The following is an 11,875-nucleotide window of genomic DNA, read 5'->3' as shown; positions in this document are numbered from 1 at the left end:
CAGCGCGTCATCTATATGCGACTAATACCCTCGGGGCAACTCGGCGTTTTCTTGATCCACCGAAAGAGTGCATCTGACCGGCCCTGCATCCAACAGGTGAACCCCATTCAGCAGTCGCCGGTCAACCGGGTAGAACCCCGGAAAAGGTGACGGCGGCCATGCCGTCACGCCGCGAGAACGATTCACCCGCACCAGCCGAAGAAGGTCGTGATGCTGGAAAACCGTCTGCTCGAAATCATTATCATCGCCTTGGTCGTCATGGTTCTGTTCGGAGCGAAGCGGCTGCCGGACAGCGCGCGCTCGCTCGGAAAGTCGCTGCGCATCCTCAAGGCCGAGGCCCGCGCCGGCCGCGAAGAGGCGACACAGGAGGCATCGTCCACGACGACCGATCCCCCCGTGCTCACGAAGGCGGAGGTGTCCGCGCAACCGCGCAACGTCGTCGCGGAGGTCACCGGGAAGGAGCGAGAAGCGCTCTACGACTGACCGTCGTCGCGCAGGTGGTGCACCGGGTGCCGTACATCACGCAGCCAGTGCCCGATGCACCTCTCTCGCAAGGCCGATCGCACCCGGTTTCGCGCCATTGACGTGCTGTAGTCGCCTTGTCACAGTGCTTCCTGGCACCGTTCCGAGAGGCGGGAATCCGTGGGACAGCGCATCGACTTCGCTCGACCGGGATGGTTCTGGTGCGGCGCCCTGCTGTGCCTCGCAGGCGTACTGTGCCATCTGCCGATGTATGTGCACCTCACCCACCCGCCGGGGCATCAGGCCACCATGGCGGGCAGTGCCTCGGACCCGCTCATGATGATCGGCATGACGCTCGTCCTCGTCGGGGTGGCGGCGTGCGTCTACGGAACTGTCGGCCCCCGTCGGGAACACGGCGACGACGGGCCGGGACCGCTTCGGGCGGGTTTCGCTGACGACGTACCGCTGACGCGAGCACACTGGGCGTTGATCCTGGTGATGGTGTTCGCCGTGGCCATCGACGTCATGAAGCCCATGACGTTGAGTTTCGTCGTGCCGGGCGTGGCCCGGGAATACGGGTTGCGTTCAGCGGTCCATCCGCACGGCAGCCTGCCCGTGGCGCTGTTGCCGCTCTCCGGAATCGGCGGAACCGTCATCGGCTCCTTCCTGTGGGGCAGATTCGGCGACCGTATGGGACGCCGCCCCGCCATCCTCCTGGCCGGTGTCGTCTTTCTCGCGACCTCCGTCTGCGGAGCCATGCCGCTGTTCTGGATGAACGTCCTCATGTGCTTCCTGATGGGGATGGGCGCGGGCGGCATGCTTCCGCTCGCCTTCACCCTGCTGACGGAGACCACGCCGACGCGTCAGCGCGGCTGGGTCGTCGTCCTCATCGGCGGCGTCGGAACCGCCGGCGGCTATGTGCTGACCAGTTGGGCGGCCTCACTGCTCGTGCCACACTTCGGCTGGCGCGTTCTGTGGCTGCTCGGACTGCCCACGGGCGTCGTCCTGCTGCTGCTCAACCGCTGGATCCCGGAGTCCGCGCGCTTTCTCACGGCCCGTGGGCGCCTCGCCGACGCCGAGGCCGTGCTGGCACGCTACGGCGCCCGGCTGCTCCCCTCCCCACCGCGGCCCGCGGCCGCCCCCGCGGACTCGGCCCGCGACGGCTATCTGCGGCTGCTGCTGACGCCCTACACCAGAGTCAGCCTCCCCCTGGTGGTGCTCGCCCTCGGGGTCGGACTGGTGACCTACGGCTTCCAGTTGTGGATCCCGTCCGACCTGCAGCGCCTGGGCTTCACCGAACTGACCACCGACACCATCCTGCGGGACGCGGCTCTGCTGGGGCTGCCGTTCAACCTCGCGATCGCCTGGCTGTACGGACGGTGGAGCAGCAAGGGCACACTCGTCCTCCTGGGCGCCTGCACCGCAGCCTCCATGGTGGCACTGGCAGCTGTGGGCGACCGGATCGCCGGGCATCCGCTGACGCTGCACCTGCTGCTCGCCGTACCCATCTGGTCGGCCGGTTCGGCCATCGCCGTTCTCAGCGCGTATACGGCGGAGGTGTATCCGACGGAGGTTCGCTCGCAGGCCTCCGGGCTCACGGCCGCGGTCACCAAGGTCGGCGGCGTGTTGATGATCGCTGTGGTCGTGGCGGCGGTGGCTCCGCCGTCTCTTCACACCACCGCGCTGCTCGGTGCGGTGCCGCTCATCGTCGCCACCGTCGCGATGTTCGTTTCGGGAGTGGAGACCCGTGCGCGATCCCTGGAGGAGATCTCCGCCACGGACCTGAAAGGCAACGCGTCCGCCTCGGCGTGACGGGGTCCGTAGCAGCCACGCGTATGGCCTCGATCAAGCCCAGTCTCCTCGAAGCCTGAGCCATCCTGCTCGGGGCCGACGAACTCGCCCTGCTCAGCCGATCGCGTCTCTGGTCATCACCTCGCGGGCCGCGGTCGTCGACCAGGACCCGCTGCCCGCCGACCACCCGATGCGCACCGCGCCGCTCCTGGGTCATGTGTCCCAACCCCGTCCCACTCGTTTCCCGTACGGTCGAGACCACCACTGTGAGCGCGTCCCGCCGCATGATGAAATTCGCACCCGCCGGCGCCGGTGTGTCTCAGCGGCGCGGGTGGTACCCGGCCGTGTAATCCGCGCACGTCTCCCGACCACGGCTATGGTGTCGCTCAGGAACCCTGGCAACTGCTGGCCGCACGGGCCCTGCAGGGCGTCGGCGGCGCGATCGCCTCGCCCACTCGCTGGCTCTGATCACCACCACGTTCCCCAAAGGGCCGGAACGCAACCGGGCTCTCGGCGTGTTCGCCGCCGCGTCCGCGGGCGGTGGCGCCATCGGCCTGCCGGCGGGCGGCATACTCACCGACTGGCCCGACTGGCGGTGGGTGCTGTCCGCCAATGTGCCGATCGGCGTGCTGATCGCGTCGCTCGCACCGCTGTACATCAGCGAGTCCGAGCGGCATCCGGGGCCCTTCGACATCACGGGCGCGCTGACCTCGACGGCGGGCATGGCCTCGCTCGTCCACGTGTTCATCCGGGCCTCGGAGAACGGCTGGCGGGACGGCCTCACCCTCGGCTCGTTCGGCGCGGTCCTGGTGCTGCTGCTCGCCTTCGTCTTCTACATCGTGCTGTTCGTGCAGGACGTGCTCGGCTACAGCGCCATCAAGGTTTCCGGGCTCCTCAACGCCGTGCAGCAGGTGGGCGGTTCGCTCGGACTGTCCATCCTGACGACCGTGTTCGGCTCGGCGGCCAAGGACGAGGCGAAGAAGCAATTGCCGAAGTTCCTCGCCCACGGCATCTCCCCCCTTCGACCGCTCGACCGTCGCTCTCCGACTTCTCATGCGCTCCTGCCGCCGAAGGCCACGACCCACGGCAGATATGGGAAGAACGGGCAGTGGTCACGGAGAGTTCCCGCCGGGCACGGAGAGTTTTACCGCCGTCAGCCCAGCGCTCAGCTCAAGAGCCCAGGCAGAAGGAGACGTGGCTCGGACGGGAGGGCATCACGGCCTGGGCAATAGGAAACATGGCACGGGCGGCCGGAAGCACGGCACGGGCAGCGGGAAACACCGCTTGGGCGGCGGCAGGCACCGCCGGAATCCCGCTCCGGCCTCGGTCTTCGGACCCGTCAGAGCCCCGTCGGCGTCCACTCAGGCAGCGCCTCGGCGCGCTCTGCCCACTCGGCGGGCGGGGCCCCGGCCTTGCCCGAGGCCAGCACCCCACCCACGATCGCGCAGGTCGTGTCCATGTCGCCGCCCACACCGGCCGTCGTCCAGAAGGCCCTCTCGTAGTCACCGAGGCTCCGGGCGGCGGACCAGAGGGCGAAGGGAACGGTGTCGTGGGCGGTCGTACGCCGCCCGCATCCCAGCACCGCCGCGACGGTGCCGGCGTCGCCGTAGTCGAGCATGTCCCGGGCGCGCCGAAGTCCCTGGCCGACCGCACTCTTGGGCACCAGGGCGATGACGCCGTCGAGGAGTGCCTCGGGGCCGGGCGGGCCGTCCGGGGAGCCGACCAGCGCCGCCGCGGCGGCCACGGCCATGGCGCCGACGACGGCCTCACGGTGCTGATGCGTGGGGTAGGCCGAGATCTCGGCCTGGTGCGTCGCCTGCTCGGGGTCGTCGACGTACCAGGCGCCCAGGGGCGCGATCCGCATCGCCGCTCCGTTGCCCCATGACCCCCGTCCGTTGAACAGCCCGGCGGCCAGCTCACGCCAGTCCTCGCCCTCCCGGACGAGTCTCAGCAGGCGGTTGACCGCGGGGCCGTAGCCCCGGTCGAAGTCGTGGTGCTCGGCGAAGGAGCGGGCCAGCGCGTCCTGGTCGATGCGGTGGTGGGCGGCGAGGACGGCGACCACGGAGCAGGCCATCTCGGTGTCGTCCGTCCACTGCCAGGGCCCGGCGGGCACCTCGCGTCGCTTCAGCAGGGGGTAGTTCGCCGGAACGAAGAACTGGGAGCCCAGGGCGTCCCCCACGGCCAGTCCGCGCAGGCTCGCCAGAGCGCGCTCCAGGCGCCCGGAGGAAGAGGAGTCAGCGGTCATCGCACTGCCACTCTATCCGTTCACCCAGTACGGGACCGGCTCACGCCAGCGTTCGAAAGGCCGGTCGAGCGTGTACTTGCCGTCCTCCCCGAGAACGAGCATCCGCATCTCGGCGTTCCCGGGGTTCGACAGCGACTCGAATTCCGCGACCGTCCAGTGGAACCAGCGCATGCAGAACAGCCGCATCGCGAGCCCGTGTGTCACCAGGAGGACGTTCGGCGGATGGTCCGGTGCCTCGAAGCTGCGGAACAGGCTCTCCAGGAAGCCGCCGACCCGGTCGTACACATCGGCTCCGGACTCGCCCTGCGGGAACCGGAAGAAGAAGTGGCCGTACGCGTCGCGATAGGCCTTCTGCAGGCGCACGTCGTCGCAGTCCTGCCAGTTGCCCCAGTCCTGTTCGCGCAGGCGGGGCTCCTCCCGCACGCGTATGAGATCCGGGTCGAGGTGGAAGGCGTGGAGCGTCTCGTGCGTCCGGCGGTACGGGGAGACGTACACGCTGACGCGTTCCCGGCCGAAGACTTCCCGGAGCCGCTCTCCGGTCTCCTCCGCCTGCCGCCGGCCGCGCTCGGTGAGAGCCAGAGCGTGGTCGGGCTCGCGTTCGTACACGGAGTCGTCGACGTTGCCCGTTGACTCGCCGTGCCGGACAAGAACGATGCGCCGTGGTCGTGCCATGCCAAAACCCTAGATCGAACGAGGGAAAGTCGAGGGGTCGTACGGGCCCCATACGGCGTAGGTCACACGATTCCCGTGTCTCGATCCGTTCCCGGACACCCTTTGCAGCACCCCATAGGGGGTCAGTCTTGTATTCAAACGCACCTGGGCGGGCTCAGACCGTCCAGGACGGCTCCAGCTCCACGATGTCACCGGAGAGCGAAGCGACGTCGGCCTCGGTCTGGGCGCGCAGCGCGAGCCGTTCCACGCGCTCGGTGCGGTACTTGCCGTGCTCGGCCGCGGACCGCCACATCGACAGGACCAGGAACTCCTGCTCGGGCGCCTCGGCGAACATGCCGCGGATCATGCCGGGCGAGCCGGCCATCGCGGGGTTCCACACCTTCTCCTGCATGAGAGTGAAGTGCTCGACGCGCTCCTCATGGATCCGGCACAGGGCCACGCGGATCAGATCGGCGTCGGTGAACCGCGGCTCGAAGCCCGTCTTCACATCGAAGCGGTACTCGAAGAGCTTGACCTGCGCGTCCTTGAACGTGCCGGACTGGGCGGACGCCAGGCGGTCGTGCGAGCGGGCCATGAAGGAGTCGTAGAAGGCGCGGCTCTCCCAGAAGGCGAAGATATGCGCCACGCCCGAACGCTGCCGGCTCCAGCCCCCACCCTGTCCCCGAAACCCCGGCTCCCCCAGAAGCCCCGCCCATTTTCGCTGCCCCCGCTCGAAGCCGCGGCGGTCCACCACGGTGCAGCGAATCCACTTGACCAGCACCGCGCCATCGTAAGGCCACCAGGCGTGGCGTCGGTCACGCTCCGGCGGAGATCACCCGCGCATGCGCCCCCGCACACGTGGCACGATGGACAAGAAACCTCGGCTTCAGGGGAGTTGGGGGGCGGGGCAACCACCAGGGGGAAGGGGAAGCCTGTTGACCGGCTTCAGCAAGGGAATCCTCAAGGTCGAGGTCGGGCTCAAGTGGGACCCCAGTCCGGCGGGTCAGCCGCCCACCGATCTCGACCTCGTCGCCGCGACCTTCGTCACGGGCGACACGTACGGGGCGCCGGACTATGTGGTGCACTTCGACAGCCGCTCACCGGACGGCACGATCTTCCTCAACCGGGACAGCACGAACGGCAGGGGCTTCGGCTGGGACGAGGTCATGACGCTGGATCTGGACCGGCTCGACGCCCGGTACGCGCGCGTGGTGATCGGTGTCGTCATCCAACAGCTGCCCGGACACAAGACGTTCGTCAACGTGCTGAATCCGGCCATGCGCGTCCGGGAGGGTTACACCGTGCTCGCCGAGGACGACTTCGGTTCGGTGCTCGGGGCGACGGCGGCCACGATCGCCGAGTTCGTGCGTGGAGACTCCGGTCAGTGGACCTTCCGTCCCGGCGTGCACGGCTTCGAGGAGGACCCGACGGCCTTCCTCCAGGTCATGGGCAGGGCCCGGTAGGAGTGAGGAAGGCACGGCAAAAGTAAGGGGCGCCGACCATGGGCCGGCGCCCCTTACCTCATCTCAGCAACCGCGTGTCATCAGCTGCAGCCGCTGGTCGAGCCGCAGCCCTCGCAGATGTAGCAGGAACCGGCCCGCTGCATCTTCGTACCGCAGGAGAAGCACAGCGGGGCGTCGGCCTGGATGCCCAGCTGCATCTCCACCAGCTCGGCGCTGGTGTGGGCCTGCTTCGGGAGGGGCTTGGCCGCCTCGGACTCGGACTTCGGCGTGACGACGGCCTTCAGCTCCTGGGCGCGCGGCGCCGACTGGGCCAGGCCCTCGACGTCGACCTCGTCCTCGGCCGGCTCGTAGGAGCCGGTCTCCAGGTGCCGCTGACGCTCCTCGGCGGAGTGGATGCCGAGCGCGGAGCGGGTCTCGAAGGGCAGGAAGTCCAGCGCCAGGCGGCGGAAGATGTAGTCGACGATCGACTGCGCCATCCGCACGTCCGGGTCGTCCGTCATACCGGCCGGCTCGAAGCGCATGTTGGTGAACTTCGAGACGTACGTCTCCAGCGGCACGCCGTACTGGAGGCCGACGGAGACCGCGATGGAGAAGGCGTCCATCATGCCCGCGAGAGTCGAGCCCTGCTTGGACATCTTCAGGAAGACCTCACCAAGACCGTCGTCCGGGTAGGAGTTGGCGGTCATGTAGCCCTCGGCACCGCCGACCGTGAAGGACGTGGTGATCCCCGGGCGGCCCTTCGGGAGGCGCTTGCGGACCGGGCGGTACTCGACGACCTTCTCGACCGTCTCGCGGATGGTCGCCTCGGCCTTCTCCGTGACCTCGGCCTTCTCCTTCTCCTTGGTCTTGGCGGAGAGGGGCTGGCCGACCTTGCAGTTGTCACGGTAGATCGCGAGCGCCTTGACGCCGAGCTTCCAGGCCTCGAAGTAGATCTCCTCGACCTCCTCGACGGTCGCCGTCTCCGGCATGTTGACCGTCTTGGAGATGGCACCGGAGATCCACGGCTGGATCGCGGCCATCATGCGGACGTGGCCCATCGGGGAGATGGCGCGCTCGCCCATGGCGCAGTCGAACACCTCGTAGTGTTCGTGCTTGAGGCCGGGGGCGTCGATCACATTGCCGTGGTCGGCGATGTGGGCGACGATCGCCTCGATCTGCTCCTCCTGGTAGCCCAGGCGGCGCAGGGCCTGCGGGACGGTGCCGTTGACGATCTGCATCGAGCCGCCGCCGACCAGCTTCTTGAACTTCACCAGGGCCAGGTCGGGCTCGACACCGGTGGTGTCGCAGGACATCGCGAGACCGATGGTGCCGGTCGGGGCGAGGACGGACGCCTGGGAGTTACGGAAACCGTTCTTCTCACCGAGGCGGACGACGTCCTGCCAGGCCTCCGTGGCGGCGGCCCACACCGGGGTGTCCAGGTCGTCCATGCGGACGGCCTTGCCGTTGGCGTCGGCGTGCTGCTTCATGACGCGGTTGTGGGCGTCGGCGTTGCGGGCGTAGCCGTCGTACGTGCCGACGACCGAGGCCAGCTCGGCGGAACGGCGGTAGGCCGTGCCCGTCATCAGGGAGGTGATGGCGCCGGCGAGAGCGCGGCCGCCGTCGGAGTCGTAGGCGTGGCCGGTGGCCATCAGCAGGGCGCCGAGGTTGGCGTAGCCGATGCCGAGCTGGCGGAACGCGCGCGTGTTCTCGCCGATCTTCTGGGTCGGGAAGTCCGCGAAGCAGATCGAGATGTCCATCGCGGTGATGACCAGCTCGACGACCTTCTGGAAGCGCTCGGCCTCGAAGGACTGGCTGCCCTTGCCGTCGTCCTGCAGGAACTTCATCAGGTTCAGCGAGGCCAGGTTGCAGGACGTGTTGTCCAGGTGCATGTACTCGCTGCACGGGTTCGACGCGGTGATCCGGCCGGACTCGGGGCAGGTGTGCCAGTTGTTGATGGTGTCGTCGTACTGGATGCCCGGGTCGGCGCAGGCCCACGCGGCCTCGGCGATCTTGCGGAAGAGCGCCTTGGCGTCGACCTCCTCCAGGACCTCACCGGTCATACGGGCGCGCAGGCCGAACTGGCCGCCGTCCTCGACCGCCTTCATGAACTCGTCGTTCACCCGGACCGAGTTGTTGGCGTTCTGGTACTGGACGGAGGTGATGTCGTCGCCGCCCAGGTCCATGTCGAAGCCCGCGTCGCGCAGGACGCGGATCTTCTCCTCCTCCTTGACCTTGGTCTCGATGAAGTCCTCGATGTCGGGGTGGTCGACGTCGAGCACGACCATCTTGGCGGCGCGGCGGGTGGCACCGCCGGACTTGATGGTGCCGGCGGACGCGTCGGCGCCGCGCATGAAGGAGACCGGACCGGAGGCGTTGCCTCCGGAGGAGAGCAGCTCCTTGGAGGAGCGGATACGGGAGAGGTTCAGGCCGGCACCGGAGCCGCCCTTGAAGATCATGCCCTCTTCCTTGTACCAGTCGAGGATCGACTCCATGGAGTCGTCGACGGACAGGATGAAGCAGGCGGAGACCTGCTGGGGCTGCGCGGTGCCCACGTTGAACCACACGGGGCTGTTGAAGCTGAAGATCTGGTGCAGGAGGGCGTACGCCAGCTCGTGCTCGAAGATCTCGGCGTCGGCGGGCGAGGCGAAGTACTTGTGGTCCTCGCCGGCCTTCCGGTACGTCTTCACGATGCGGTCGATCAGCTGCTTGAGGCTGACCTCGCGCTGCGGGGTGCCGACGGCACCACGGAAGTACTTGCTGGTGACGATGTTGACCGCGTTCACCGACCAGAAGTCGGGGAACTCGACGCCACGCTGCTCGAAGTTGACCGAGCCGTCGCGCCAGTTGGTCATGACGACGTCACGGCGCTCCCACGACACCTCGTCGTACGGGTGTACGCCGGGGGTCGTGTGGATGCGCTCGATACGCAGCCCCTTGGTGGCCTTGGCGCCCTTGGCTCGGGAACCTCGTGCCGGACCGCTCGCCGTCTCTGTCATGCCGCCTCCCTGTACGGGCAAAAACGCCCTGAAGTGCCCCGTTTGTTCCCGTGGCACGGTGTTCTGTCTTGTGTTGCGGGCACCCTCAGCTGCCACCCGCAACAGGTCTTGGTCGCCGCCTTCCGGCCGGAACCCGGGCCTCCTCCCGGTTTCCGGCCCGCCGATCAGTCGGCGGCGTGGGCGGGCTCGGGAACCTGAGTGGTCCCGCCGGGCCCGCGTTCGTCTTCCTGGCTCCCCGCTCCCGCGTCTTCCTCGTCCGCGGCGGGGCCTCGCGTCGTCTCCCTCAGCTCCGCGATGGCAGCCTCGAAGTCCTCAAGCGAATCGAACGCCCGGTAGACGGAGGCGAATCGCAGAAAGGCGACGAGGTCGAGCTCCTGCAACGGGCCGAGTATGGCCAGCCCCACGTCGTGGGTGGACAGCTCGGCGCTTCCGGTGGCCCGCAGCGCCTCCTCGACCCGCTGGCCGAGCTGGGCGAGTGCGTCCTCGGTGACAGGCCGCCCCTGGCATGCCTTGCGCACGCCGTTGATGACCTTGGTACGACTGAAAGGTTCGGTGACCCCGGACCGCTTGATCACCATGAGCGAGCACGTCTCCACGGTCGTGAAACGACGGGAGCAGTCGGGGCACTGGCGGCGCCTGCGGATCGATGTGCCGTCGTCGGTCGTACGACTGTCGACCACGCGGCTGTCGGGGTGCCTGCAGAAGGGGCAGTGCATGATCTCCAACCCTCCTCACAGCAGACTCAACAGCCTCACCGGACCCATGGGCCCCGCGAAGCAGCCCTAAGCATAGGCGATCGCGAAGCCGCTTCAGACCCGGGGGACCACAACTTGTGGGCTGCTGTAGCCATCCAACCACTAGATGTGGGGATTGGCTCATACACCCAGGCAGTCACGCGTGTCGCACGGAAGGGCGGCGGACACCCGACACGCGGGTGACCGCACAAGGACACGCGGGCGCAGAGCCGTACCCCTGTGGCACTTACGGAGATACCGTGGGCGCCGCACGGAGGACGCGTGGGACTCCGGCACAGAAGGGACCCGGAGCCCGGATGAGCGGATTCCGGATGGCAGACTGGGGTGACGACCCACGAGGTCGGCAACCCCGGCGGTGAAGGGTACAACAATGGGCGCTTTTGCCCGCCAGGTGGGGCGTTAGCCATACACCCAGACACATGATCGCGTCAGGTGAATCGCACTTTTTCACTCGAACGTGTGTTTGGCGCAACCTTTCGAAAGCAACTACCGTTGTCCAGCAGGGAGACCATCGAGAGGGGCCGACGTGACCACCACCGCAGACAGTGCCACCATCACCGCCCAGGACCGCTCCCAGGGCCGAGTCGAGCCGGTACACGTGATGAACGAAGCCACGAATCCCGAGGGACACAAGCGATCCCTGCCGGGCCGACCTCCAGGAATCCGGGCGGACAGCTCCGGACTGACCGACCGGCAGCGCCGAGTGATCGAAGTCATCCGTGACTCCGTTCAGCGACGCGGCTACCCGCCGTCGATGCGGGAGATCGGCCAGGCCGTCGGCCTCTCGAGCACCTCCTCGGTCGCGCATCAGCTGATGGCGCTGGAGCGCAAGGGCTTCCTGCGCCGCGATCCGCACCGCCCGCGCGCGTACGAGGTGCGCGGCTCGGACCAGGCCATGAGCGTGCAGCCCACGGACACGGCCGGCAAGCCCGCCGCGTCGTACGTCCCGCTGGTCGGCCGCATCGCCGCCGGTGGCCCCATCCTCGCGGAGGAGTCCGTCGAGGACGTCTTCCCTCTCCCCCGCCAGCTCGTCGGCGACGGTGAGCTGTTCGTCCTCAAGGTCGTCGGCGACTCCATGATCGAGGCCGCGATCTGCGACGGCGACTGGGTGACCGTGCGCCGTCAGCCCGTCGCCGAGAACGGCGACATCGTGGCGGCCATGCTCGACGGCGAAGCCACCGTCAAGCGCTTCAAGCGCGAGGACGGCCACGTCTGGCTCCTCCCGCACAACGCGGCCTACGAACCGATCCCCGGCGACGACGCGACCATTCTGGGCAAGGTCGTCGCGGTGCTGCGTCGCGTGTGACGCCTGCGCCGAGCGGGCCGTACGGCTGCTCGCTCCTTGACCGGGCCCCGGAACCCCTGCGCCGGTTCCGGGGTCCTGCTGTGTCCGGGCGACGGGGCCCTGTTGTGTCCCGGGTGGTCCCTGGCGCCCACGGCGAACAGCTCCCGTACGCGGGAGGCGCCCACGCCCACGATCATCTCGATGAACTCGGACGCCGAGGCCGAGAAGAAGGGCACGCCCGCCTCGCC

General features: G+C 68.4%; 10 protein-coding genes and 1 pseudogene. 6 read left to right on the top strand and 5 right to left on the bottom strand.

Features of this window, described 5'->3' with window-relative positions; translation table 11 throughout:
- Nucleotides 1-210: 210 nt before the first annotated feature.
- From tatA to AB0L75_RS32280, 3 genes and pseudogenes are all read left to right on the top strand, one after another.
- Nucleotides 211-483 carry a Sec-independent protein translocase subunit TatA gene (gene tatA, locus AB0L75_RS32290; RefSeq protein WP_365188127.1) on the top strand — a complete coding sequence of 91 codons (273 nt, stop codon included), beginning with the start codon at nucleotides 211-213 and terminating at the stop codon, nucleotides 481-483.
- A 159-nt stretch (nucleotides 484-642) separates the two neighbouring features.
- Entirely contained in the window at nucleotides 643-2,274 is a 1,632-nt protein-coding gene (locus tag AB0L75_RS32285) for an MFS transporter (protein WP_365188125.1), read from the top strand.
- Nucleotides 2,275-2,631: 357 nt separating this feature from the next.
- Nucleotides 2,632-3,257: pseudogene (locus AB0L75_RS32280) on the top strand (MFS transporter); the annotation flags it as partial.
- A gap of 335 nt (nucleotides 3,258-3,592) precedes the next feature.
- Here AB0L75_RS32280 and AB0L75_RS32275 read toward each other — a convergent pair.
- The 3 genes from AB0L75_RS32275 to AB0L75_RS32265 form a co-directional block, all read right to left on the bottom strand.
- Complete coding sequence (locus tag AB0L75_RS32275) at nucleotides 3,593-4,498, bottom strand: ADP-ribosylglycohydrolase family protein (RefSeq protein ID WP_365188122.1); 906 nt, start codon at nucleotides 4,496-4,498, stop codon at nucleotides 3,593-3,595.
- Between the two features lie 12 nt (nucleotides 4,499-4,510).
- The gene (locus tag AB0L75_RS32270; protein ID WP_365188120.1) at nucleotides 4,511-5,170 is read right to left on the bottom strand and encodes a histidine phosphatase family protein; all 660 of its coding nucleotides are present in this window, start codon (nucleotides 5,168-5,170) and stop codon (nucleotides 4,511-4,513) included.
- 154 nt (nucleotides 5,171-5,324) lie between these two features.
- Nucleotides 5,325-5,930, bottom strand: coding sequence for a YdbC family protein (locus tag AB0L75_RS32265; RefSeq protein ID WP_365188117.1), 606 nt, complete (start codon nucleotides 5,928-5,930; stop codon nucleotides 5,325-5,327).
- Nucleotides 5,931-6,084: 154 nt separating this feature from the next.
- Between AB0L75_RS32265 and AB0L75_RS32260 the strand changes: the two genes are divergently transcribed.
- Nucleotides 6,085-6,612: a TerD family protein gene (locus tag AB0L75_RS32260; protein WP_365188115.1), complete on the top strand. Its 528-nt coding sequence runs from the start codon at nucleotides 6,085-6,087 to the stop codon at nucleotides 6,610-6,612.
- A gap of 80 nt (nucleotides 6,613-6,692) precedes the next feature.
- Here the strand turns inward: AB0L75_RS32260 and AB0L75_RS32255 are convergent, their stop codons facing one another.
- Entirely contained in the window at nucleotides 6,693-9,587 is a 2,895-nt protein-coding gene (locus tag AB0L75_RS32255) for a vitamin B12-dependent ribonucleotide reductase (RefSeq protein WP_365188112.1), read from the bottom strand.
- Nucleotides 9,588-9,751: 164 nt separating this feature from the next.
- The gene (gene nrdR, locus AB0L75_RS32250; RefSeq protein ID WP_365188109.1) at nucleotides 9,752-10,303 is read right to left on the bottom strand and encodes a transcriptional regulator NrdR; all 552 of its coding nucleotides are present in this window, start codon (nucleotides 10,301-10,303) and stop codon (nucleotides 9,752-9,754) included.
- 565 nt (nucleotides 10,304-10,868) lie between these two features.
- Between nrdR and lexA the strand changes: the two genes are divergently transcribed.
- Both lexA and AB0L75_RS32240 read left to right on the top strand, forming a co-directional pair.
- Entirely contained in the window at nucleotides 10,869-11,648 is a 780-nt protein-coding gene (gene lexA, locus AB0L75_RS32245; RefSeq protein ID WP_365188107.1) for a transcriptional repressor LexA, read from the top strand.
- 36 nt (nucleotides 11,649-11,684) lie between these two features.
- On the top strand, nucleotides 11,685-11,875 hold a 191-nt coding region (locus AB0L75_RS32240), incomplete at its 3' end, for a hypothetical protein (RefSeq protein WP_365188327.1).

It is taken from the genome of Streptomyces sp. NPDC052101 (assembly GCF_040680235.1).
GTDB lineage: Bacteria > Actinomycetota > Actinomycetes > Streptomycetales > Streptomycetaceae > Streptomyces.
Note: the sequence above shows the minus strand (reverse complement) of the source record. Positions and strands in the feature narration are given on the sequence as shown.

Bases quoted from the DNA above. Each gene is read 5' to 3' on its own strand.
- tatA (WP_365188127.1), top strand. From the start codon at position 211: ATGCTGGAAAACCGTCTGCTCGAAATCATTATCATCGCCTTGGTCGTC.
- AB0L75_RS32275 (WP_365188122.1), bottom strand. From the start codon at position 4,498: ATGACCGCTGACTCCTCTTCCTCCGGGCGCCTGGAGCGCGCTCTGGCG.
- AB0L75_RS32270 (WP_365188120.1), bottom strand. From the start codon at position 5,170: ATGGCACGACCACGGCGCATCGTTCTTGTCCGGCACGGCGAGTCAACG.
- AB0L75_RS32255 (WP_365188112.1), bottom strand. From the start codon at position 9,587: ATGACAGAGACGGCGAGCGGTCCGGCACGAGGTTCCCGAGCCAAGGGC.
- nrdR (WP_365188109.1), bottom strand. From the start codon at position 10,303: ATGCACTGCCCCTTCTGCAGGCACCCCGACAGCCGCGTGGTCGACAGT.